16 protein-coding genes are annotated in these 25,105 nt (G+C 39.8%); all 16 read left to right on the top strand.

Annotated features, from left to right (window positions below; genetic code table 11):
* Positions 1-820: 820 nt before the first annotated feature.
* The 16 genes from NBC122_RS01840 to NBC122_RS01765 all read left to right on the top strand — a co-directional run bounded on the left by NBC122_RS01840 (position 821) and on the right by NBC122_RS01765 (position 25,099).
* On the top strand, positions 821-3,409 hold the full coding sequence (locus tag NBC122_RS01840) for a T9SS type A sorting domain-containing protein (protein ID WP_133438740.1): 2,589 nt from the start codon (positions 821-823) through the stop codon (positions 3,407-3,409).
* A 375-nt stretch (positions 3,410-3,784) separates the two neighbouring features.
* Positions 3,785-8,056, top strand: a complete 4,272-nt coding sequence (locus tag NBC122_RS01835) for a GEVED domain-containing protein (RefSeq protein ID WP_165983178.1) — start codon at positions 3,785-3,787, stop codon at positions 8,054-8,056.
* 309 nt (positions 8,057-8,365) lie between these two features.
* Positions 8,366-8,746: a hypothetical protein gene (locus tag NBC122_RS01830; RefSeq protein ID WP_133438738.1), complete on the top strand. Its 381-nt coding sequence runs from the start codon at positions 8,366-8,368 to the stop codon at positions 8,744-8,746.
* 37 nt (positions 8,747-8,783) lie between these two features.
* Positions 8,784-9,392 carry a sugar transferase gene (locus NBC122_RS01825; protein ID WP_133438737.1) on the top strand — a complete coding sequence of 203 codons (609 nt, stop codon included), beginning with the start codon at positions 8,784-8,786 and terminating at the stop codon, positions 9,390-9,392.
* Positions 9,389-10,006 (top strand): acetyltransferase, encoded by a 618-nt coding sequence (locus tag NBC122_RS01820; RefSeq protein WP_133438736.1) that lies wholly within the window; start codon positions 9,389-9,391, stop codon positions 10,004-10,006. The genes NBC122_RS01825 and NBC122_RS01820 overlap by 4 nt, the downstream gene beginning before the upstream one ends.
* Complete coding sequence (locus NBC122_RS01815) at positions 9,999-11,129, top strand: DegT/DnrJ/EryC1/StrS family aminotransferase (RefSeq protein ID WP_133438735.1); 1,131 nt, start codon at positions 9,999-10,001, stop codon at positions 11,127-11,129. The genes NBC122_RS01820 and NBC122_RS01815 overlap by 8 nt, the downstream gene beginning before the upstream one ends.
* A 440-nt stretch (positions 11,130-11,569) precedes the next feature.
* Entirely contained in the window at positions 11,570-13,510 is a 1,941-nt protein-coding gene (locus NBC122_RS01810) for a polysaccharide biosynthesis protein (protein WP_133438734.1), read from the top strand.
* A gap of 45 nt (positions 13,511-13,555) precedes the next feature.
* Positions 13,556-14,344, top strand: coding sequence for a polysaccharide biosynthesis/export family protein (locus tag NBC122_RS01805; protein ID WP_133438733.1), 789 nt, complete (start codon positions 13,556-13,558; stop codon positions 14,342-14,344).
* Between the two features lie 16 nt (positions 14,345-14,360).
* Positions 14,361-16,724, top strand: coding sequence for a GumC family protein (locus NBC122_RS01800; RefSeq protein WP_133438732.1), 2,364 nt, complete (start codon positions 14,361-14,363; stop codon positions 16,722-16,724).
* A gap of 11 nt (positions 16,725-16,735) precedes the next feature.
* On the top strand, positions 16,736-17,077 hold the full coding sequence (locus NBC122_RS01795) for a phosphomannose isomerase type II C-terminal cupin domain (RefSeq protein WP_133438731.1): 342 nt from the start codon (positions 16,736-16,738) through the stop codon (positions 17,075-17,077).
* Positions 17,078-17,522: 445 nt separating this feature from the next.
* Positions 17,523-18,485, top strand: coding sequence for an oligosaccharide flippase family protein (locus NBC122_RS01790; RefSeq protein ID WP_133438730.1), 963 nt, complete (start codon positions 17,523-17,525; stop codon positions 18,483-18,485).
* A 1-nt stretch (position 18,486) separates the two neighbouring features.
* The gene (locus NBC122_RS01785) at positions 18,487-19,605 is read left to right on the top strand and encodes an EpsG family protein (protein WP_133438729.1); all 1,119 of its coding nucleotides are present in this window, start codon (positions 18,487-18,489) and stop codon (positions 19,603-19,605) included.
* A gap of 4 nt (positions 19,606-19,609) precedes the next feature.
* Positions 19,610-20,686: a hypothetical protein gene (locus NBC122_RS01780; protein WP_133438728.1), complete on the top strand. Its 1,077-nt coding sequence runs from the start codon at positions 19,610-19,612 to the stop codon at positions 20,684-20,686.
* A 138-nt stretch (positions 20,687-20,824) separates the two neighbouring features.
* Positions 20,825-21,889 carry a glycosyltransferase gene (locus tag NBC122_RS01775; protein WP_133438727.1) on the top strand — a complete coding sequence of 355 codons (1,065 nt, stop codon included), beginning with the start codon at positions 20,825-20,827 and terminating at the stop codon, positions 21,887-21,889.
* A complete protein-coding gene (locus NBC122_RS01770; protein WP_133438726.1) occupies positions 21,886-24,084 on the top strand; it encodes a DUF4838 domain-containing protein in 2,199 nt (732 codons plus the stop codon). The genes NBC122_RS01775 and NBC122_RS01770 overlap by 4 nt, the downstream gene beginning before the upstream one ends.
* A complete protein-coding gene (locus NBC122_RS01765; RefSeq protein WP_133438725.1) occupies positions 24,068-25,099 on the top strand; it encodes a polysaccharide biosynthesis protein in 1,032 nt (343 codons plus the stop codon). Before NBC122_RS01770 ends, NBC122_RS01765 begins: the two co-directional genes overlap by 17 nt.
* Positions 25,100-25,105: the final 6 nt, after the last annotated feature.

Below are 25,105 nucleotides of genomic sequence, written 5' to 3'. Positions count from 1 at the left end.
TACGTATTCTACTGTACCCAACCTGATAGCAACCCGTACCGTATGCTGACTGTATGCTGACCTGCAGATTGAGATGGTGGCTGTGTATTGAATGAACTGTCAATTTCTAATTCGTTGACTTGTTTTTTTAATGATTCATCCTGTCGTTGAAGGCTTCCAAAATTGGAGATGTTCAAAGCTATTGGTCATTTAACAAATCATCAGTGTAAAAGTACGGAATTATTTTTTAATGCATTAAAATTCAATCCGTTGTATTTCTTTAATTATCGGAGTGCCTTTGTTTTTCTTAATCGAATACCGTTTTTACTTTCTTTTGTTTAGCCTTGCGTTTAATGAAGTTGTACCGCAAGAGCAGACTAAGATTTCTTAAATTTTTTCAAACCCTTAAATAAAACCACGACGCTTAGAGGCTGTTTAAAAATTATTCAAAAATCAAATTTTCAAAGAATTTTTCTTTTCCCCAACCCTAAAAGGTGGGAAGATTCTCTGGAAATTTCATCGGAATTACTCCCTTTTTTATGCTGAGCGAAGCCGAAGTAAGGGTGGGGGAAATTAATTTTGATGAAATTTAAACAGGTTCTTAAGTTCATTGAAGAAAGACAAATTTTTACATGCTTTGTTATACTAAACTTTTACAAGGGTGTAATTTTTTAATGCGTTTTGACCGGACTAACCTATTGTTTTTATGTTTTTTTTAGCCTGAAATAGTAAATGGATAATAGTGTATATTATTATTAAATACTTTCATGATATGGGTGTTTTCACCTTTGTTTTCTTTGTTTTTAAGTCTATTTTTACAATGACACAAAAAACATGAACGATGAAAAAAATTACCTTTTTGGGAGCATGCCTCCTGCTTTTCATCCTGCTTTCTTTTCAGATACTTAAAGCCCAAAACGTGGGAGATTTTAGATCAAAAAATACAGGAAACTGGAATACACCAGGAACTTGGGAGGTTTGTACCCAAGTAACCCCATCGGTGATTTGGACAAGTGTAACTTCTGGCTATCCGGGTGTTGCCACTTTACCAGCTGGAACTACAACCTCAACGGTTACCATAGTAGGTTGTCATGAGATTACTGTAGATGTTGGCAAGAATAATAGTTTCACGTATAATAATATCGGGAAGCTTGTGGTCAATGGACGTATGGTTTTGTTGAAACAAAATGATGTTCATTTTGGAAATACTTTGCAGGAAGTTTTAATAGATGGTGGTTCCATTTTTTGGTCAGATAATCCTACCAACTTGTATTTACCACAAAATTGTTTGATAACTTTAATAAATTTGACATCTGCTGCATGCTCTTTCCCAAAAGGTTTACAACCAATAGCTAATTGTACGGGTTCGCAAAATTTATATATTGGTGGAACTAAACCCTATAGTTCTTGTAATGGTGGGAATAATACAATGGGTAGTTTTGAACAGGTAAATAATGCAGGCGGAACCAACTTTGCAGCTCTTCCTTTGACGAATCCATCTGCCGTTTGTCTTAAGGACAATAAAGAGATACAATTTTACGGTTCGATCATAAAATATATTTTGGGTAGTGTGGGAACTTTAACATATCGATGGGATTTGGTAAGCCCTCCACCGATGTCTGGCTATACATTTTCATCTACAACAGCTCAAAATGTGAACATCGGAACGTTAACTTTTCCAGGGGATTATAAATTTAAATTAACTGTTAACTCAACATTATTAGCAGTTACATCCAGCCGAGAATTTGTAATATCAGTAGATCGTTCTACATCTTATAATGGAGTCACTTGGTCTGATGGTGTCCCTTCCGAAGGAAACCACCGCCATGCGATCATTAATGCAGATTATAACACTTCACAGCAAGGATCTTTTGATGCCTGTAGTTGTACGGTCAATGCAGGTAAAAAACTTACCATCACTGAGGGTAATTCTGTAAAAGTAGTAGATTTTATACGCAATTTAGGAAATACAGACAATGTGATCATCGAATCCGACGGAAACTTAATCCAAATCATTGATGGTGCAATCAATGCTGGCAACATCACTGTACAACGCAACATCAAAGTAGGAGCAGCAAGAAACCAGTACAATTACTTGGGGGCACCAGTTGCTTTTGCTGGCGGAGGTACTTTTAAAGATATTTATCCGGGAGCTGCTACTTCTGTACTTTATCATAACGAAACCAATAATAAGTTTTATAATTCTACGGGAGTTAATATTCCGGGAAGAGGTTTGGCATTGAAAGAACCACCAGGAAGTGATGGTGCTAAAACAATTACTGCAAACTATAAAGGCGTTCCGCAAAACGGAACAATCACTTTACCCATTACGAACAGTAATACAGCAGAGACTGCATTGGGTTATAATCTGATCGGAAATCCTTATCCTTCTAATATCGATTTACAAAAATTGTACGATATTAATGGTGGTAAAACGAGTGCTCCACAAACTACCTCTCCAAATATCAGCCCCACTTTCTACTTCTGGGATAATAATGCTAATGATATCTTTGTGCAGGAGGGTAATAACTATAAAGGGGAGGCTTACGCAATTTACAATGCATTAACCGGAAATAATGGAACTGGAACTTACGCAGCAGGATCACTTGCTGGAAATATCAAAGGCATTAAGAAACCAACAAATATTGTAAAAGTAGGGCAGGGTTTTATGACCAGATCTTTGATCTCTAACTATAATTTTAAATTCAATAACAGCATCAGAACAAGTGAAGCAGCATCAGTTGACTTTCTGGGAAAAGGAGGTTCTGCCACACAAGATGACCGCTATTGGCTTCAGATGACTTCTCCTTCGGGGGTTACTTCTACGGCTGCAGTGGTACATTATGCCGCCGGCAACAATCTTTTCGGCCCGGAAGATTCCAGAACCATGGGCGGGTCAGATGCTCTTTATACCCTTGTAGAAGGCGAGCGCATTGCCATCGACGGCAGAAGCCGTTTTGAAAACACTGCGGTTGTTCCATTGGGAACGCAGCATTTTGTCAGTGGCAGTTATACTATTGGTATTGATGAAGCGGAAGGTATTTTTGGCAATGGACAAACCATTTATCTGAAAGACAGACAGACCGGAACCATCACCAACCTCAGTCAGGGAACGTATACTTTTTCCGCCAACGCAGGTGAAAGTACCGGTCGGTTTGAAATTATTTATAAGCCTGAAACTGTTTTGGTTACTTATTCAACGCTCAAAGAGGAATTGGTGGTGTACAGAGAAGCAGAGGATTTTATCATCAAAGCGCAAACCAGAAAAATCTCCGACGTTGAAGTTTATGACGCAGCTGGTAGGATGGTTTATAAGACGAAGCCCGACAATACGAAAGCGGTGATTTCTTCGCAGTACCTTATGCGTGGTGTTTATATTTTAAAGATCAGTCAGGGAAACGAGGTGACCGTAAAAAAAGTAATCAGATAAACATTGTTTTCTTTAAAAAAAAGCCGAATTAATATTTCGGCTTTTTTTGTTGATATATTGGTGTATTTCAAAACAAGCAACTCTAAGAATGGTTTTTTTTGCACTGAATCCGAATAGAATCAACGAATTCTATAAAGTTGCTTACGGTTTTTTTTTGTGCTGATTTTCATAAAAAAGATATTTATTATGATTGATAAATATATATTTATATATTTATCAATTATTACACACGATGATGAAATATAAAAAATAAATACTCACATTTTTTATATGGAAATTCATTTGATTACTACAATGCGGAACGGCTTCACGTTTCTGTGCCTAAACCCGTTAAAAGAATTTGATGTACTGCAAAAAAGTTTTCGCTGTTTTTGTATGCTCTTCGGAACGCGGTCCATTCTAAAAAATAAAGCCGCCATTGTTCTAATGTTGCTTTTTACGCTTTTAGGGTTTTCGAACATACACGCACAGATTGCACAGCGGGGAATTGCTACTGAAGCCACTGCTACTACAGCCAAAACACTTACTATAGCCAAGCCGGTTGGTGTTGTCGAGGGAGACCTAATGATCGTAAACATCACACAAAGGGGAACAACTGCTACTCTTTCAGACCCTACCTGTACAGATTGGACACCATTAATTAATGGGGTTAATCTTGGAGGAGGATCTAACGTAAGAGTGGCTGTTTTGTACAAAATAGCTGAAGGAGCAGAACCAGAAAATTTTACTTTTAATTTAAGTGCAAATGTTGACAGATCAGCAGGTGCAATAATTGCTTTTTTAGGGGTTGATAAGAGTAGCCCCTTTGATGTAAAACCAGGAACACTAAATGTTACTACTAATAGTTCTACAGTCACTGCAACTGAAATAACAACCGTTACAGACCATGCAGCTATAATTATGCTTGGAGGTTCAGTTAGTTCACAGTGGTCTGATTGGAAAACAGCAACATCACCTGGAAATTTAACTGAATTATATAATTTACAAAGTACGGTTTCTATTGGAGCTGCCTGGGCGGTTAAAGCAACGGCAGGAAAGACAGGAACTGGGACAGCGAAGTTGGCTAATAGGCAACAAAGTGCTGGTATATTATTAGCATTAAGACCAATTGCCCTTCCATCATGTTCAGGTACACCTGCTGGTGGAACTGCCGTACTAAGTCCTTCGGTCGGGCTGCCATCTTCGGCGTTCACTGCAATGGTAGCGGGTGATGACACAACCTCAGGGCTTTCTCACCAATGGCAGACCGCAGACAGTTCGGGTGGACCATGGATCAATATTCCGGGTGCAACCGGTGCCACGGCAAATATAACGGCAAAAGCAACCCCGGGAATTGCCTATTACCGCCGACAGGTTTCCTGTACTGTTTCGGGGTTTACTTCCTATTCATCCGTTGTAAGCTATACTACTCAGTATTGTGCGGCAGGTGTAACTTCAGGAAATGAAAGTACCAATTATATCAAGATGGTGAAGTTTATCGGAACTTTACAGGATACTTCTCAGTCTTCCACCTTTTCATCAACTCCAGCTGGCTATCAGGATTTCACAGGTAATCCCGTAAAAAGCGTTCAGGCACAGGGCAACGGAGTAAATCTGTATGTAGAGAATTTTGCGCATGGAATGGTTAAGGCGTGGGTAGATTGGAACCGGGATGGCAAATTTGATGATCCCACAGAACAAGTGTACACTTCAAACGGTACCCCTATTGTTTCCACAACATTTGGCTTTGTTATCCCAACCACTGCCTCTCCTGGCGAATATACAATTCGCATAAGGATGAACAGTAAGGATGGTTCTAATAGTTTTGGTCCTTGTGGAAATATCAACTATGCCGGCGAAACCGAAGATTATTCATTCACCGTGATCGCAAACTGTGAAGCCATGGTGAAGTCAGTTGTTGGAGGAATACGTTTTGGAGCTGGGACAGTTCCCTTGGAAGCAACCACGTCTTCATCTTCCACAGAGCTGCGGTGGTATGATGCTCTTACCGGAGGCACGCTGAAAGCGACCACTCCTGTAGTGGAAGGAGCCTCTACTTGGGCACCTGCGGTAAGTTCTACTACCGTGTATTATGTCGCAGCCTGGAATGGCACCTGCGAATCTTTGGTGCGTGTACCGATAAGGGCGACCGTGAGACCGGTTCCTGTAATCAGTTTTACTCCAGACACTCCCACCACTTGTGGAAGTAATTCCATCATTAAAATTTCTGCCAGCGGACAGAATGAAACCAATTACCTGATTGACGAAGGTTTTGAGAATGGGTGGGGTGGTTTTACCTCTACAAATTTGGTTAAAAACGGAACCACAATTGATCCAAAAACAGAGTGGCAAATTCGAACCAGTACCTATACCCCTAAAGAAAAAGTCTGGTTTCCTGCTGTGGCTTCTGGCCCTTCGGGAAATAAATTTGCAATGGCCACCTCAGATGTAGGTAGTAGCATTATCAATAACGTACTGGTCTCTCCTGAAAGAAATACACTGGATTATTTGAGTCTTACGTTGTCTTTCAGGATGTATTATTCCAAGTATTTAAATGATGAGGTGTTGGACGAGAATGATTATGTCGCTATTGAAGTGAACACAGACGGAGGGGACGTCTGGACAGAAGTCGAAAAAATTACGAAAGACGTAGGGTATGGAACTCAGTTCGTCCAAAAGAGCATCAATGTGTCGCAGTTTAAAACTTCCAAGTTTAGATTCAGAATACGTTATTATGCAAACTACAGAGACGGGGTGGCTATTGATGATATTGAACTGTTCGGGGTAAAGCCTTTAAGTACTTCCTTTTCCTGGACTCCAAGTGAGCCCATAGACGTGTACACCGATGCGTCTGCTACAGTACCTTATGTAGAAGGCAGTAAAGTAACAACGGTATATATGAAACCTTCATTGCAACAGAAAGAAGATACTGCCGGCTGGGTTATCAATGCCTATGCATCTCTTACTAATGGGGGTACCGCCACTGGTATCGTAACCATAGAAAATAAAAACAAAATATGGAATGTTCCCGGGCAAAACTGGGTTGAAAGCACCTGGAAACCGATAGGTTTGGTGCCCACGATTAATGACTGTGTGTACATTAAAACTCCGGTTACAATTGCTGCCGGTATTACTGGATTTGCAAAAGAAGTTTACGTAGAAAGAGGAGGAAAACTGACCATCAGTAAAGATTCATCACTTAAAGTGCAGGACAGTTTCGCCAATTTTGGGGCTCCCACAGATGTCATTATAGAATCCGATGGTAATCTTCTCCAGGTCAACGAAGGTAATGCCATCAACACCGGTTCCATTACGGCCAGGCGAATTATTAACCTGTCAGGCGGAAGACAGCAGTATAACTATCTTATTTCTCCGGTGGAAGGTCAGTCTTTAAAGAATATCTATCCGGGGATTGATTATGTGCTGTACCATAATGAGGCGAATAACTTTTTCTACAACTCCAGCGGTGCATACATCAAAGGGCGTGCTCTTGCCGTAAAAGAACCCAATAAAACAGGGGTTCCGGGGACACCGGCTACCGTAACGGCTACTTTTACCGGATATCCTACGAACGGCGCTTTTACTTACAGTATCGTGAACTCGGGAACTGCCAATATAAACCGTGGATATAACTTAGTCGGAAATCCCTATCCGTCAAACATTGATCTTATTACTTTTTATAACCTCAATAAAACAGGGGGGACATTAAGCCCTACTTTTAATCTGTGGGACAACCGTGCAAACAGCCAGACGGTGCAAATGGGCGATCAGTACGGAAGTCAGGCTTATGCGGTTTTCAATGCGGTAACTCCGCCTGAAGTTGGAACGGGCACCCGGGCAGCCGTTGGTGATCATGGACTGGCTGGTACTGCAGTGCCAACGGAAAGCGTAAAAGTCGGACAGGGCTTTATGGTCAAGACCAGTGTGGCCAACCAGCAACTGATCTTTAATAATACCATTCGGACCAAAGAAACCGGCACTGCTTTCTTTGGTAAAAGAGGAAACCGTCCGCCGGTAGACCGCTACTGGCTGAATATGATTACGCCAAAAAATGTTGCTTCCAATATCGCTGTCGTATATTTTGAAGGTGGAAATAACGGTTTTACCAGGGACGACTCAACCTCTCTAGGAGGCTCTGATGAACTGTACTCGGTCGTGGAGGATCGTAACGTTACCATCAACGGACGCAGTTCCTTTAGCAACAGTGATTCTGTTCCGCTGGGCAGCAGGCATTTCGAGGCCGGCCAGTATAAAATTGAACTTGACACTACCGAAGGCATCTTCGCTAATGGACAAAATATCTACTTAAAAGATAAGCAAGCGGGAATCATCACCAACTTAAGTGCAGGTAATTACACTTTTGAAACTAACGCAGGAGAAAGTACAGGTAGATTCGAAATTATTTACCAACCGGAAACGGTTTTGGCAACTGACTCAAATATAAAAGAGAACCTTGCTGTTTACAAAAACGGTGATGATTTTGTCATAAAATCACAAAGCAAGATAATTACCGCTTTAGAGGTTTATGATGCAGCGGGAAGATTGATAAACAGCTCAATACCTAATCAGAAAGAAGTCCGCCTACCTGCCGCTTCGCTGGTCAACGGAATATATGTGCTGAAAATTGTTTGTAATGGTGCAGTTGTAATTAAGAAAATACTGCGCTAAGAGACTCACAACCAATGATTATAAAAAAGCAATGTCCACAGACGTTGCTTTTTCAATTCTTAATTTCTGATAATAGTAGTGAGGTCTGATTTATCTTGAATAGGAAGTGAAAAAGGGAAAAAATGATAGGGTTAGTTAATAGCTTTTTGTGAAATTTAGGGTATCATTGTTTACTTTTGTAAAGTATAGATAAAAAATATGATTTTAAGAACAAAAAAGGCTTTTTCGCGAAACGCTGAATGTAGAGATTGAGCGAGGTTTCGTAATGATTTTAATCTAAAGATCTATTTTAGGTATTAATCAATAAGATTGCCTTATTATCAACAAAATAATAAAAAATTAGCTTATAAAATAGGTATCTTTAAGATTGAATTAATATATTTGCCAAACACTATAATGAAAAAAACGTTTTATATATTTATTTTACTGCTCGGTACCTTGTATTTTGCACAGGGTACTGCCAATCCATTCGAAGAATCTGAGAAAGAACACAGTGCTTTCGGATCAAAGACTGCTATTGAACCAGCAGGAAATACTGCTACCACAGATACCCCTGGTGATTCTGGTGGTGGTAATGTTGGTGATCCTACCCCCATTGACGATTGCCTTCCCGCACTCGCCGTTACCGCCGTAGGCATCATTGTTTATACCCTACGCAAGAAAAAAAACTACTTAACCAATAACCCATAAAAGTGTTAACGAAAGTTGACGCTTTAGCATCCTTTACATGTATCGAAATGTTCTAAAACCAATTTTGGACCGCTCTATTGCCAGTTGCGCATTACTGGTAGTGAGCCCTTTATTTATCGTAATAACCGTTGTGTTATTCTTTAATAATAAAGGAAGTGCATTTTTTGTGCAGAAAAGACCTGGTAAAGACGGCGCTATTTTTCACATCATCAAATTCAAAACCATGAATGATAAGGTGTGTGAAAACGGTATTTTGCTCTCCGATTACGAGCGTTTAACCTTCATCGGAAAAGCGATACGGAAAACATCGTTGGATGAGCTCCCGCAATTAATCAATGTTCTGAAAGGCGAAATGAGTCTGATAGGACCCAGACCGCTCTTACCTGAATATCTGCATCTGTACAATGAAGAACAGAAAAGGAGGCACGATGTTAAACCCGGGATAACCGGCTGGGCACAGGTTAATGGGCGAAATGCATTGTCATGGGAAGAAAAATTCAGGTTTGATGTAGAATACGTCGATAAAATATCTCCGGGGCTAGATGCCCAGATCGTTTGGATTACCCTGTCAAAAGTAGTGAGAAGACATGGCGTCAATGTGAATAATTATATGACTATGGACGCTTTTAAAGGAAATGCAGCATGATTTTATACGGTGCCAGAGGACAGGCAAAAGTTATTTATGACCTTATTCTTTCGAATAATCAACTGTTAGAGTATCTGGTGGATGATCATCCGCCTGATCATTTTCCGCATCATCTCGAAATTTTTAAACCCACCCAGGCGCTGCTTCAAAATAAAGAGGTCATCATTGCAATAGGGGATAACAAAGTGAGAGAGGTAATTTATCATCAGATAAAAGAGTGGTGCCGGTTTGAAATTATGCAGCATTACAGCGCTTATGTTTCCCGCTTTACGGAAGTGGGAGAAGGTACGGTGATTATGCCCAATGTCTGCATCAATGCCGAAGTGAAGATTGGCAAACACTGTATCATCAATACCGCGAGTGTTATCGAACATGAATGTGTGATTGAAGACTTTGTACATATTTCGCCTAAAGCCGCTCTGGCGGGAAATATTCTCATTAAAAAAGGAGCGCATGTCGGTCTGGGAGCTAATATTATTCAAGGCATTACCATTGGAAAAAATGCCGTTATCGGTGCTGGTGCTGTCGTGCTGCAGGATGTTCCCGATTATGCAGTAGTGGTAGGAAATCCCGGAAGAATTGTTAGATTTGTTGGAGCAGAAAATAATGGATAAAAAAATATGGCTTTCTTCACCGCACATGGGTGGAGGCGAGATGAAATATATTCAGCAGGCATTCGATGAAAACTGGATCGCTCCTCTGGGACCAAATGTCAACGGTCTGGAAAATGATCTGGAAACCTATTTGGGCGAAGGGGTGCATGTCGCGGCCTTGAGCTCCGGTACTGCCGCCCTGCACCTGTCCCTTATTTTATTAGGCGTAGAAACAGGTGATTTTGTGATTTGCCAAAGCTTAACCTTTTCAGCGTCTGCCAATCCTATTATTTACATGGGTGCTCATCCTGTTTTTGTGGACAGCGAAAAAGACACCTGGAACCTTTGTCCCAATGCCGTAGAGGATGCCATTAAATTCGGGATTTCTAAAGGGAAAAAACCCAAAGCCATTATCACCGTCAATTTATACGGAATGCCCTACAAAGCAGAGGAGATCAGTGCGCTGAGCAAGCGGTATGATATCCCGGTTATTGAGGATAGCGCAGAGGCTCTGGGAAGCAGTTATAAAAATCAGAAATGCGGCACTTTCGGAGATCTTTCAGTGATTAGTTTTAATGGCAATAAAATTATTACGACTTCCGTTGGAGGGTGCCTAACGGTAAAAAATAAAGAGTTTAAAGATAAAGCGGTTTTCCTGGCAACCCAAGCCAAAGACAATGCTCCCCATTATGAGCATACGAGTATAGGGTACAATTACCGCATGAGTAATGTATGTGCGGGAATTGGCAGAGGGCAGATGGAGATGCTGGAGGAGCGGATTCAACAGCGGCGCGCCAATCACCGGTTTTATCAGGAGCTGTTTCAGGATCACCTGTCAGTAACTTTGCATACAGAGCCCACCGCAGATTATTTCTCCAACCATTGGCTCAGTGTGGCTTGTCTTTCTCCGGAACTCGGAATTACCAGGGCAGAACTGATGGAGAAATTTACAGAAGAAGAGATAGAAACCCGCCCTATCTGGAAGCCGATGCATCTGCAGCCGGTATTCAGAAATGCGGCTTTTTTTGGTTCTGATTTATCAGAAAAATTATTTAATAACGGGCTGTGTTTGCCATCAGGATCTAATTTGTCCGATTCTGACCGGGCGAGGATAGCCGGCGTTTTTAAAAAGGTTTTGATGTAGCGTTGGTTTAGATTTAAAATTAAAGCAAAAGCCGGAGAAGGGTAAAAGAAAGACCGGTTGAAGAAAAAATATAAATTTGAAGATCGGAAACCACGTACTTAAACGTTGAAAAAATATTAAAATCAGTTAGAGTGAAATTTATACCGGCTCTTAAAGTTTGTTTAGATCTATTTTAAATTGATTTGTCATAAGGGTTTAAAATATTTGTCTCAAAAAAATAGACGCCTTATTTTTAAAAAGTTAAAGCTTTTCTCAACTCATGCAATCTGTTTTTTAGGTGTTGAAAATAAATATAATATTGATATTTAGGCATTGCTCTTTGCCACAATCCTGATTGTTGGCATATATTTTGTAAATTTGCAAAAACAACAATGATCCGAAAATGAAATTAAGCAATGCAATCGTACGTTCATTTATTCATTTAATAATATGGGTAAAAAATGAGTATTAACAGAAAATTCAACAAGAGAATCTATGGCGGCGATAATTTAATGGGACTTTCCGATTTGCGGTATCTGCCGCGTTGGATTATTTTAAGTATCGATATTCTCTTTATCACCTTCTCCATTTATTTTTCCTGTTATCTGATTGAAAAACTGAGCTACGGTTCAAATCCAGTTTTTCCGCATGGTAATATGATGGTGGTAATGATTATTGTAATCAGTGTGATGTTTATGTTCCTGTTCCGGACTTATGCGGGAATTATCCGACATTCTACTTTTATTGACCTTTTCAAATTGTTTCTCGCTACTTTCAGTACAACCGCTTTGGTTGCTGTCATAAGTTTTTCATACTATTTAGTAAAGGGAGAGCGCTTAATTTATATGTCGGTGCCATTTCTGGTCATCTTCTGCACCGCATCGTTTATGTTGATGTTCCTGTTGCGGTTGTTTGTAAAGGAATTTTTTCATTTCATCAGACAGATTCGCAGAAGTACCCTGCGCAAGAGAATCTTGGTGTTGGGGATTACGGAGCAGTCTGTTGCCATGGCACGTGCAGTAATCGATAATCCAAATTTACCTTATCACGTGGTGGGTTTCCTTACGCAGCGGCACGATTCCAATAGGGCGAGCTTATTGGGTAAGCCTATTTATACTAAAGAAAAAATAGAGCAGAATTCCAAGCAAGATTTAATTTTAGATGGAGTTCTCCTCCTTCAGGAGTTGATGAGCAAGGAAGAAATGAATTACTGGGTAACCCTGTTTCTGGAAAAAGACCTACAAGTATTCAAAGCACCATCTTTGCAGAAATTAAAGGAAAACGATTACGAACCGACAATTAAAAAATTACAGATTGAAGATTTGCTGAACCGCAAACCTATTAAGATTGAAAATGAAGAGGTCAGAATGAGGCACTTCGGAAAAACCATATTAATTACCGGCGGTGCAGGGTCGATTGGCAGTGAAATCGTAAGACAGGTTGCTCTTTTTAACCCGGAATTAATCGTTGTGTTGGATCAGGCGGAGACCCCTCTTTATGAGATCGAAATGGAAATGCGAAAAACTTTTCCAATGCTTTCATTTAAATTTGTCCTGGCAGATATTTCAAATAGACACCGTATTGAACCCCTGTTTCGGAAGTATCAGTTTTCCATGGTCTACCATGCCGCGGCTTATAAACACGTTCCCTTGATTGAAGAAAATCCGCACGAAGCCATTTTGGTCAATATACTGGGAACCAAAAATTTGGCGACTTTGGCCTCCCGTCATAAAGTAAACCGTTTTGTCATGGTATCCACCGATAAAGCCGTGAAACCAACTAATGTTATGGGCGCCTCCAAAAGAACAGCCGAACTCTTCGTGCAGGCATTGCAGAAAACCGGAAACAATTCAACCAAATTTATTACGACGCGCTTTGGCAATGTTTTAGGCTCTAACGGTTCGGTAATCCCGCACTTCAAGAAACAAATTGAGAATGGCGGTCCTGTCACCATTACGCATGCGGATATCACCCGCTATTTTATGACCATTCCGGAAGCTTGTGATTTGGTTTTACAGGCAGGAACGATGGGAAAAGGTGGTGAGATCTTCGTCTTTGATATGGGAAAGCCCGTGAAAATAGTCGATTTGGCAGAACGCATGATTAAACTTTCCGGCCTGGAACCTCATGTTGATATCAAAATCATCTATACCGGCTTAAGACCAGGGGAGAAGCTCTACGAAGAACTGCTAAGTGACGATGCCGCCACCATGCCAACCCACCACGAAAAGATACTGATTTCCAAAGACCCTACCATGGGGTACCAAAATATTGACAGCCATTGCAATAAAATTGTAAAGGCTGCGTTGAGAAGAGAAAAAATGGAGGTAGTACAGATTTTAAAAGACATCGTCCCCGAATTTAAAAGCAATAATTCGGTCTACGAAGTTTTGGATAAGTGATAGAGAATTGTATATTTGTAATTCTGCATATTTAAATGACTATCAATGAATAAAAATAGAGCGCTCCTTTTTCTCAGTGTATTTCTTATACTAACTTCCTGTAAAACAAAGGAGAAAGCCAGTGAACTGAATTACATGCAAAATGTAGAACAAATGGCCTCCGATGTGGCGTTGAGAAGTTCAACATCTACCATTCAGAAGGGTGATCAGCTTGTGATTTTTGTTTCAGCTAAGAATATGGAGGTCGTAAGACCTTTCAATCAGGGATATTATACAACCCAAAATCCTGCCGCTACAACCGCACCTAATACTGAGAAAATCTATCTGGTCGATTCTGAAGGAACCATCGATTTCCCACTTCTGGGCCGCATTGCGACCGCGGATAAAACCGTGGAGGACGTAAAGGCTGAGTTGACGCAAAGGGTAACAGCTTATGTTAAAAATCCTACTGTGACCGTTCGGCTGATCAATTTTAAAGTCACTGTTTTAGGCGAAGTTGCACGGCCCGGCCAATATACCATTCCTGAAGGACAGACTACTTTGCTTAATGCCATCGGGTTAGCGGGTGATTTGACTATCTACGGAAAGAGAGATGATATCCTGATGGTCAGAAATGAAAACGGTACCATTACCAAGGAACGCATCAATCTTATGGATGCCAATTTTATCAATTCTCCTTTTTTTCAGTTGAAGCAGGGCGATGTCATCTATGTGTCGGCCAATCAGACCAAGGAAAAAATTGCAAGACAGGATCCCAATACAGGTATTTATATCGCTGTTGCCGGTACTATTATCGGGCTGGCTGGGATCTTCATCACCATTTTTAAAAAATAACTTCATAACAGAATAAATGAGTCAGATCCCAAGTGCGGAAGTGGAAGCTTCTACCGATATTAATCTTAATGAAATTATAAAACCCTATATCAACAAATGGTGGTGGTTTATCTTCTCTGTATGTGCTTTTCTGGCATTGGCCATTTTTTATATTAAAATTGCAACACCGGTTTACAGTATTAAGTCTACTGCGCTGATTAAGGATACAAAAAAAACCCCATCCGCCGACATGGGAATGTTGTCTCAACTTGGGGGCTTCGGAAGTGTGGGTACCAATAGCATCGAAAACGAAATTGAAGTTCTGAAATCTAAAAAATTGATGCATGACGTGGTAGCAGATTTAGGTCTGCAGACTTCGGTTATCAACAAAAATGGTCTGCGTACTAATGAGCTCTATGGTAAAACTTCACCCGTATTGATTCAGTTGATCAGTGAAAAACCCTATGATGAACGCACTATAAAACCGATCATTCTGAAAATTTCCGGGGACAAACTCGAAGTTTCTTCCGAAGAATTTCCGAAAACAATTGTTGCAACTTACAAAAAAACCATCAGTCTTCCTTACGCGAATATCATGATTCTTAAAAATCCTGCTTATGAACCGTCTGAAATGGTGGAGTTGGGAGAGCTGCAGATACGTTATTTACCTACTGATGCTACCATAAATTCATTTCAGAAGATGACGAAAGTTGATTTGGTCAACAAAGATGCAACAGTGTTGGAGCTGTCTATTGATTATGCCAATGTTGCAAAAGGGAAACAGGTCATCAATAAACTGGTGGAAGCCTATAACAGTGATGCTATTAACGACAAAAATTCTGAATCCAGAAAAACAAAGGATTTTATCGATGAACGGATTGGTATTATTGCTAGTGAACTTGGCGAAGTGGAGAGTCAGAAAGAACAGTTTAAAGTAGCAAATAAGATCACAGATATTCCTACTGAAGCCTCATTAACACTTGGAAGTTCAGCAACCGCTCGCGCAAGAATTCTTGAGACAGAAACGCAATTGCAGCTGACCAATGATCTGATTTCCTACATGTCGAAATTAGGAAGCAACCAAACTTTGCCCTCCAGCGTAGGGCTGAGCAATCCAACCGCTTCGGCCAACATCAATGCCTACAATCAGTTGATCCTTGAAAGAAACAGTCTGCTCGAAAATGCAACGCCCCAGAATCCTGTGGTAGCTGATCTGAGTAAACAGATTACCGTGTTGCGCTCATCTGTGCTTGATGGTCTGGTGAAAAACAGAGTGGCACTGGAAACTGCCAGAAACCAGATTGGAGGCGAACAGAATGTAATCAATACCAAAATCGCCAAGATCCCTGCACAGGAAAAACTCTTCCGAAGCATAGAAAGACAGCAGCAGATAAAGGAAAACCTTTACCTCCTGCTCCTGCAGAAAAGAGAAGAAGCCGCCATTTCTTTAGCCATCACGGCACCTAAAGCCAGAATTATCGATACTGCGTACGCATCAGAAAAACCGGTGTCTCCAAAAAAAATGATCGTTTTGGGCGCGAGCCTTTTGCTTGGAATACTGATGCCACTCAGTTATATCTATTTAAGAGAACTCTTTAACAATAAAATCCGTTCTAAACATGATCTTGAAAAACTTTCCCATGCTCCTATCCTGGGTGAATTGCCAAGCGTTGGAAAAGGTCAGAATGAGCTGGTCGAAATGAATGATCTGTCGCCGATGGCAGAAGCTTTCAGGATTTTAATTACCAATATGACTTTCATGTTACCTAGAAAGGAAAAGGGAAAAGTCGTTTTTGTTACCTCAACCATAAAAGGGGAAGGGAAAACTTTTGTTTCTGTGAATCTCGCCTTAACCATAGCGTCGCCGAAAAACAAAGTAATTATCATTGGCTCCGATATCCGGAATCCACAGTTGCAGAGGTATGATCCTGCAAAAAAAGGATCAGACGGTCTTACAGAGTTCCTCTATAATGAGAATGAAAAAATTGAAGATATCATTCATGTTTCCTTATTTAATAAGTACTGTGATATTATCTATTCGGGAAGTATCCCTCCAAATCCTACAGAACTGCTTTCGAACGGTAGGTATGAGATGCTCATCAACGAACTTAAAATATTATATGATTATATCATCATCGATACGGCACCACTGATGTTGGTAACAGATACCCTGATCACTTCTTATTTAGCGGATGCCACCTTATATGTTACGCGCTCCGGTATTACCGAAAAACCATTGATTGAGTTTGCCAACAAGCAGATTGACTCAAAGAAGATTAAAAACGCTGCTTTTGTGCTGAATGATGTGGACAAAGATTATTTCGGCTACGGAAATAAATATGGGTATGGATATAGTGCTCAGGAACAAAGCCTTTGGCAGAAGATAAAAGACAAGTTTTGATCACGTAGATTATGGAACACGATAAAAGACCTTGGGGAGAATATTGGGTGATTGAAGTTGCGGAAACACATAAAGTAAAAAGGATAAAGGTGAATCCGGGTGGAAGACTTTCTTTGCAGTATCATTTTAAAAGAGCCGAGGTTTGGACGGTAGTTTCAGGGGTAGGGACCATCACCATTAATGACAGCATAAGAGACTATACCGTAGGGGAGGTAGCACAGATCCCGCAGGGAGCGCACCACCGGATGGAGAACAGAACTTCCGAACCTGTTGTATTTATTGAAGTGCAATATGGTACCTATTTTGGGGAAGATGATATTGTGCGCATAGAAGATGATTACAACAGGAAATAAAAAAATATATCCTGACCTGGATAATAGGGCAACCCTTTTTTTTAAAAAAAATATTCTTTCGTTAGAACTGAAATAGAAATATTATCAGAAGTTTAGAATTACCTTGTATAAGAGTTGCAGTCAATTTCTTGATAAGGTTATGATAATAATTTGTGGCCATATTGTGAGATTGATTAAAGAAAAACTGACCTTTTTAAAAAACAGAGAAAGAAATTACTTAATTTTTTTTCAGTTTTTTAATGCCTTTCTTTCAATTATTTTTGGCAAACTTGTAGCATTGCATGTAACTCCCGAAGCATTTGGAACATTTAATATTCAGAATGCAGCATATTTTTTTGTGTTTAGCTTGCTTCTGCAACCCTTTCTTCAGTATATTAAATCTAACTTTCAACATCTGAAAAATTTAGGTGCTTTCAGCCACCTCCTTAGGTTTTATATCCTGTTTGTGACAGTAAGTAGCATTCTGATTGTGATGATTTTCCGGCTTTATTTTAACGAACATTTTTGGATCATTCTTTTTGTTGTTACTACGCTGATTCTCAATTCCATCTTTATGCTCATGAATGACTATTTTTCCCTTAGGGGCGAATTCAGGAAGATTTCTGGGCTTAATCTGTTTAAAAACGCTCTGCCTATTATATTTCTGATGGTATTTGTGTTTGTCATTGGCTTTATGCCTTCGGACGGTTATGTGTTGCTTTGGTGGGCCCAAATTGTGGGTTTTTTTGCCGCATTATACTATGTACTGAAATGGTACAGATTAGGGATTGCTGATATACCGGCCATTGGAGGTCGTAAGTTATTAACGGAGATTTTTATCTACATGGGACCACTGATGATTCTGTCTTTCTGGAACTGGATCAACAGTTATGCAGATCGTTTTATCATTGAAAAATTGTTAGATCTGAAAACAGTTGGTATTTATAACGCTAATGTTGGGCTTGGCTCAAAAGTTTTTCTCATGATCGGTCCGCTATTCCTTACGTTGCTGACTCCAGTGGTATTTAATCCGAGTATATCATTGAAAGATCGAAAGACACAGATTGACCGGTATCTTAAAATTTATATTGTCCTTATTCTAAGCGCAGGAGTTTTTATATACTTTTTTGAGAAACCTATTGGGATGCTGTTTTTATCCAAGGCTTATGAGGATGGTTTTTTTCTGATTTTTTGGAGTTGTATTTCCTACGGAATCATCACCGCAGGTTATTTTTTAGAGATGATTTTTTATGCAGAGAACAAAACCAAAATCATACTTTTTGCCAATATTATTTCTGCAGTTGCAGTAGTTTCAATCAATGTATTTTTCTTGCCTCTATATGGTCTTCCAGTGGCGGCATTTGCTTTATTCGCGGCTTCTATGATTAAAATTATATATTTACGCTTCATTTTTTCCCTAGCTTCCTAAAATGGTTTTATATTACAGTTTATTTTTGTTTTTCTTTTTCTTAAGTTTTTTCGATATCGAAAAAGTGAAAACCGAGGTGAAAACTACGGTCTACTATTTTGGCGTGTGTCTGCTGATTTTACTCAGCGGCTTCCGCTGGAAAACTGGAACAGACTGGGATCTATATTACTATTACTTTACCATGTATGACCGTTTCGGCGAGTTTAATAACGGTCAATTTGAGATTCTTTATGCCACCTATACTTATCTTATAAAAAGTTTTACCGATTCATATTCGGTCTTTCTTATGATTTCGGCAACGATTATAATTGGAATAAAAGCGATAATGATTAAAAAGTTAGAGCCATTTTTTATGGTGTCGCTTTTTGCTTACTATTCCCTGTTCATTGGTGACTTATTTGCCGTACGGCAAAGTTTGGCGATCTCAATTTCATTGTTCAGCTTTTATTATATTATTAAGCAGAAAAAACTTTTTTTCCTGATTTCGGTGATTGTTGCAACGCTTGTACATAATTCTGCGGTGGTGCTTTTTCTGGCATATCCCCTGTTTTATGTAAAGATTAATAACAAAACGACCGTTGTTATCATTGTGTTGTCCCTGTTTCTGGGTGTTTCGGGGGTGATGAATCTACTGCTAAGTAAATTTCAGTTTTTAATCGAAGGTTTTGGTGGCGCGGATTCAGAGAGAATTGCCGGCAAATTGGATGCCTATACTACTGAAGTTTCAGCATCAAAGATCGACAGCAATGTTGCTTTTCTCATCAGTGCATTGAGAAGGGTCATTATTTTGCCAATTATTCTTTATTTTAGAAAGGATGTACAAAGTGCAGTATATGACGGTTACATTAATCTTTTTACATTCAGCAATGTAATTTTTTTCACTTTGTCACAAGTATCCATTGTGTTTGTAAGGTTTACTTCTTATTTTACAGTGATCGAGATTTTAATTATTGCCATGGTACTCCGTATTCAAAAAGATAAGAGAAAGCAGTTCCTGTTGTTTGTCTTTTTTGCCATTTATATGGGCTTCAGGATTTTTGTGTCGCTGAATACCTACCTGGATCTGTATGATCCTTATTACTGGATTTTCGATAAATATATTCCCAGAATACCTTATTAGAAACATGGTTAGATTAATAGAAACCCAAATGCAGGGTGAGGGTCACCTGATGATCAATCTTGCAATGATTAAACATTTCGCATCCGGCCAGGATTTTGTGTATGTAGGTGAAAGGTCACAGATATCAGCGCTGAACAGAAGAATTGCCATTAAAAACAGGAATTACATCAAGGTTCAGCATTTTGCTAAAAAATGGCAGCTTCCGTTTTATGTGATATATCATTTCTTTATTATTTTGAAACAGCTCATCGCGTCCCGGTCCGAAGACGAAATTGTTTTTACGAGTTTATTCCCGGTGACGCACTTTTTAGTCAAACGGTTCTTTTTTCTATCATCCGCTGAAAAATATATCGTACTGCATGGTGAACTGAAACAGATAGAAGTTTACTCCAATGCTCTGTTAAAGGTTTTGGGGAAATTTTTAAAGCAGGCACTGCTTCACAAAGTGCAGCATCTAAAATATGTGGTGCTTGGTGAGAATATCAAGGAAACGGTAGTGTCAAAAAACTGGCTTCAGCCTGAGGAAATGGTATGTGTTGAGCATCCTTATGATTTTAAAGATGTTTTGGAAAAAGTAAAAGATCCGCAACATATCCGACTGGCGGTCCTCGGTTCTGCATCCTTCAATAAAGGCACCCATCATTTTATTGAACTGGCCCGGGAAAACAGGAATCCAAAACTCAGATTTGAGATTATTGGTGCACTTGCTGATCCTAAGCTGGAACCACTCTTGCATGATCAAATCAAATATTTCAAAGAACGTTTTGTCTCTTCCTCTGACTATAACCTTGCGCTTTCACGCACCGATGCAGCCGCTTTTTTTCTGGACGAAAAAGAATACGCCTATACCGCAAGCGCCGCTTTCTTGGATGCCGTAAAATACAAAATTCCCGTTCTGGCAGTAACCAACAGCTATTTTAGAAATTATTTCAAAAAGTACGGTGATGTGGGCCTTCTGTTTGATGATTATATAAGTTTAAAAGAATTTCTCCTGAACCGAGATTTGGAGTCTCTCATCGCGGAGAAAAATGAAATCTGGCAAAGTAATTTTGAGAAGATCATCGCTCAAAACAGTATTTGAAAGCTTAGTTTTACAGTTGTATTTTAATTTCTTTGGCGTCCTATCTGCAAAAGAGTATGCTCTCTAATTTAAACAGTTACAGCGTTATTTATCAACATCTGAGAATTATTAAGTATTTTTGTAAACGGGTCTTTTTTAATGCATTCTCGCAGAAACTGGCCGGTAAAATTATTATTAAAATTAAACGGTTTACTATTGATACTGGTTGATGCACTTTTTGTAAATGGCGGTGGCGGAAAAATCCTGCTGGATTATCTGACCGAAGAGCTCGAAAAAACAGACAGAGAAATTTTTTATCTTCTGGACAAAACAATTGAAAATCAAGCCCCTTTGATTTCCCAACGGAATACTGTTTTATTTCTGGAAGCAGGCTTTTTGAAACGCGCGCAGTTTTATCGTAAAAATCGCCATCAATTCAGTTCCGTGCTCTGTTTTGGTAACCTGCCTCCCAACATCAGACTCAGCGCAAAAACCTATACTTATTTTCATCAGAAACTTTTTCTCACGCTCCCCACCGATATGGGGCGACTTGCCCAATTGAAGTATTGGATTAAAACTGAAATACTGTATTCCATCAGAAAGAATGCCGATTTCTGGATGGTGCAGAATGAAAGTATGAAAAAGGCACTCGCTCACAAGTACCGTATTCCGGCCCATCAGGTACTGATAAGACCTTTTTACAAAACGTTTGGTTTTGAAGGCTCTTCTGAAAAAACTAAGAATACTTTTTTGTACGTGAGTACAGCAAATCCCCACAAAAACCATGTTTTATTAATTGAGCAGTTTTGTGCATTTTACGAACAGCATCAGATTGGGCAGTTAATACTGACAGTAAGCGATGTCTATCCGGAGGTGGTCGCATTGATCAACCGCAAGGTCAGTCAAAACTATCCAATTGTAAACTTAGGCTTTATTCAGAGGGGTGCGTTGAAAAAGGTCTATGCGGAAGCTGAATTTGTCATTTATCCTAGTCTGGCAGAAAGTTTTGGCCTGGGTTTGGTTGAAGGCATTGAGGCAGGATGTAAGGTTATCGGTGCGGATCTGGAATATCTTCATGAGGTCTGTATCCCAAGCCTGACCTTTAATCCGGATGAAAAGAATGCGATTGCTGAAAGTTTAGCCTATGCATTGCACCATGAGTTGCCGCCAAGTTACTCGAAAGTAACCAATACCATTCAGCAAATTATTGAGGAAATAACATGAGAACCATCTTGATTTTACTAGTCATCATTCTGCCGCTGTGTGCTCCTGCGCAGCATAAAGCTTTCCATATCGCCAGTTACTCCCAGATTAGCGTACCGGCAAGACCTACGGAACAGGAAAAATATATGGCGAGGCTTATTAAAGATAAGATCCAGATCCATTATCAGAAAACGATGAAAATCTATCCGCAGGATAACCCACCACCAAAATCTATAGTAATCGGCCGTTTGCCTGCAGGCAAGGCAGTGCCAAGAGATCCTATTAATATTGAATTTTCGGAATCGAGTGTATTTATTCATGGGAAAGAAAATAAAGATTTACTGTATGCGGGATACACTTTTCTAGAGGATTTTCTGGGCATTTACCGATTTACTCCCACGGTGGAGAAACTGATTCCCGCCAACGTTTCTGAAACCGACTTGCACTATTCCAGTCCATTCATCTACCGGAGAGATTACTCCTACGGTTCCAATTATTCCAAAGAATTCAATGCCGTTCTTCGGGAGGATGGGGATTTTGCTCCCGATGCGGTGTTTGGTAAACCGTACACCTTAGTGGGTTTTGTGCATACTTTTGCGCAGATTCTTCCTGCCAGCAAATATTTTAAACAACACCCTGAATGGTTTTTATCTTCCGGTCAGATCAAAAAGATGAAACCCGGCTTCAATGATCAGGAAGTACAGCTCTGTCTTAGCGATCCCGAAGCGTACAGACAGTTTGTAAAAAACCTGCTTGCTGTTATTCAGAAGAACTCGGGCGAGACCGTATTTTCAGTATCCCAAAATGACGGGGGAGTTTTTTGTGAATGCACCGCCTGTACTTCAAAAAAAAACAAGTCCACTCAGCTTCTTGAATTTATCAACAGGATAGCACAAGAAATTGAAATAGAATATCCCGATGTTTTTCTGGAAACCCTTTTTTACGCAGATGCGATCGAGCCGCCAACGGTAAGACCCCGCAAAAATGTGATCGTACGGCTGGCGCTCATTAACAGTGAAATCGGACATCCAATTGATGATTTAAGGAATGTGAATAAGAAAAGACTTATTGATTCGTGGGCGGCCCTATCACGGGATTTTATCTACTGGGATTATGCCCTTAATTCGCATCCTGCCGGATTTTTAATGCCACAACCGGGTTTTCGCCGAATCGGGAAAGATCTGCAGTATTTAAAAAAAGCTGGAATGGAGGGGTATTTCGTACAAAGTTACCTTTATAATGATGAATTTGGTTTTATGACGGATATGAAAACCTGGGTCCTGTCCAGACTCCTGTGGAATCCTGATCAGCATCAGGAGATGCTCATTAGCTTTTTCATTAAGAACAATTATGGGGCAGCTTACAGGGAGATGGATCAGCTTTATAACCTGATAGAAAATGCAGTGAACAATATCAACCTGCCTACATACGATGCACATTTTAATTATCTTACAGATCGTGTACTGGATGCAGGCAAAAAATTACTGGCTGATGCTTTACAGAAAACAGCAGCCGATCCGGTGGTGAGAAGAAAAATAGAAAGGGAGCAGTTTCTTTTTAATTTCGCGGAACTCTATCTCTTTAAAACGTTGAATGTTCAGAAAAAATTCCGCGACATGAAAACGGACAGCGCCGGTGATTTTACTGCTAAAAAACTAAAGCTCACTGCAAACTTGAAAAATCTTAATCTCACTCTGGAATCTGAAAGAAAAATATTGCAGCTTATCACAAATCTAAGTTTCCAGGATTCTTCATTGAATGTTCAAAAATCAATCATCATTCAGGAGGATGAATTTCAGATTTACGGTGATCCTTCCATCGCCGGAATCAAGACAGATCAGGGAAAAAAGGTGGCCTATCTTAATGGTAATAATCTGCTTTGGGGAATAACGGTCTGGTTTTCCAAATACCTCCCTGTGCTTCAGGAAAAAGAGTGGATCATCACTGCTAAGGTGCGAATAAAAATAAAGGAAAAAAAAGACAATATCCTTTTGAATGTAGGTGTTTATAGCGCAGATTCCCAAAAGAATAAAACCGTTAAAAATTTGCCTATTGAAAAATTTGTAAATAACAAATATGTAACCTTATCTTTACCTCCAATAAAAATTAACGAGCAAGACCAGCTTTGGTTCTATGTAGACGGCAATTGCCAATGTATAGACCAACTGCTTATAGACTATATCGAATTAACGCCCGCAAATGAAAATCCAAAATAAAACCCTCCTCATCACCGGTGGAACCGGCTCATTCGGAACCGCTGTCCTCAACCGTTTTCTGAAAACTGATCATTTTAAAGAAATCCGTATTTTTTCCCGCGACGAAAAAAAGCAGGACGATATGCGTAACCTCTACAGAAACGATAAAATAAAATATTATATCGGCGACGTTCGCGATTATACCAGTGTAGAACCGGCCACTAGGGGTGTAGATTATGTCTTCCATGCCGCCGCACTGAAACAGGTTCCTTCCTGTGAGTTTTTTCCGATGCAGGCGGTGAAGACCAACGTGGAAGGCACACAGAACGTGATCCGTGCGGCTGCTTTCAATAAAGTGCAGAAGGTCATCTGTTTAAGTACCGATAAAGCCGCTTATCCGATCAATGCTATGGGAATTTCCAAAGCGATGATGGAAAAGGTAGCGGTGGCCGAATCAAGAAGTCTAACCGATACCGTAGTATGTTTAACCCGTTACGGCAACGTAATGGCATCAAGAGGTTCAGTGATTCCTTTGTTTTTAAATCAAATTCAGAAAGGAGAAGAAATAACCATTACCGATCCTAATATGTCAAGGTTTTTCATGTCTTTGGAAGATGCTGTAGATTTGGTTTTATTTGCGTTTGAAAATGGAAATGCAGGAGATCTTTTTGTGAATAAAGCGCCTGCGGGCAAAATTGGTGATTTGGCTCAAGCGTTAATGGAACTTTCCGGTAAAGAAGTAGCAATGAAAATTATTGGAACACGACATGGTGAGAAATTATACGAGACACTCTGCACCAGAGAAGAAATGGTGAAGGCTGAAGATATGGGAGATTTCTACAGAGTGCCGGCGGATAACCGTGATTTGAATTATGCGAAATATTTTTCTGAAGGTGAACAAGATGTTTCCATAATAGAAGATTACCATTCTCACAACGCTGAACAAAAGGGAATAGAAGGATTAAAATCATTACTGTCTACTTTGCCTTTAATCCGAAAAGAAATTTTCGGGGAGAATGTGATGCAGTATCCATAAAAAAGA

This window comes from Chryseobacterium salivictor (assembly GCF_004359195.1).
Lineage (GTDB): Bacteria > Bacteroidota > Bacteroidia > Flavobacteriales > Weeksellaceae > Kaistella > Kaistella salivictor.
Note: the sequence above shows the minus strand (reverse complement) of the source record. Positions and strands in the feature narration are given on the sequence as shown.

What these genes read in the sequence shown, in the direction of transcription:
- NBC122_RS01840 (WP_133438740.1), top strand. Translation starts at nt 821, where the DNA reads ATGAAAAAAATTACCTTTTTGGGAGCATGCCTCCTGCTTTTCATCCTG.
- NBC122_RS01835 (WP_165983178.1), top strand. Translation starts at nt 3,785, where the DNA reads ATGCTCTTCGGAACGCGGTCCATTCTAAAAAATAAAGCCGCCATTGTT.
- NBC122_RS01825 (WP_133438737.1), top strand. Translation starts at nt 8,784, where the DNA reads ATGTATCGAAATGTTCTAAAACCAATTTTGGACCGCTCTATTGCCAGT.
- NBC122_RS01820 (WP_133438736.1), top strand. Translation starts at nt 9,389, where the DNA reads ATGATTTTATACGGTGCCAGAGGACAGGCAAAAGTTATTTATGACCTT.
- NBC122_RS01815 (WP_133438735.1), top strand. Translation starts at nt 9,999, where the DNA reads ATGGATAAAAAAATATGGCTTTCTTCACCGCACATGGGTGGAGGCGAG.
- NBC122_RS01810 (WP_133438734.1), top strand. Translation starts at nt 11,570, where the DNA reads ATGAGTATTAACAGAAAATTCAACAAGAGAATCTATGGCGGCGATAAT.
- NBC122_RS01805 (WP_133438733.1), top strand. Translation starts at nt 13,556, where the DNA reads ATGAATAAAAATAGAGCGCTCCTTTTTCTCAGTGTATTTCTTATACTA.
- NBC122_RS01800 (WP_133438732.1), top strand. Translation starts at nt 14,361, where the DNA reads ATGAGTCAGATCCCAAGTGCGGAAGTGGAAGCTTCTACCGATATTAAT.
- NBC122_RS01795 (WP_133438731.1), top strand. Translation starts at nt 16,736, where the DNA reads ATGGAACACGATAAAAGACCTTGGGGAGAATATTGGGTGATTGAAGTT.
- NBC122_RS01785 (WP_133438729.1), top strand. Translation starts at nt 18,487, where the DNA reads ATGGTTTTATATTACAGTTTATTTTTGTTTTTCTTTTTCTTAAGTTTT.
- NBC122_RS01780 (WP_133438728.1), top strand. Translation starts at nt 19,610, where the DNA reads ATGGTTAGATTAATAGAAACCCAAATGCAGGGTGAGGGTCACCTGATG.
- NBC122_RS01775 (WP_133438727.1), top strand. Translation starts at nt 20,825, where the DNA reads ATGCATTCTCGCAGAAACTGGCCGGTAAAATTATTATTAAAATTAAAC.
- NBC122_RS01770 (WP_133438726.1), top strand. Translation starts at nt 21,886, where the DNA reads ATGAGAACCATCTTGATTTTACTAGTCATCATTCTGCCGCTGTGTGCT.
- NBC122_RS01765 (WP_133438725.1), top strand. Translation starts at nt 24,068, where the DNA reads ATGAAAATCCAAAATAAAACCCTCCTCATCACCGGTGGAACCGGCTCA.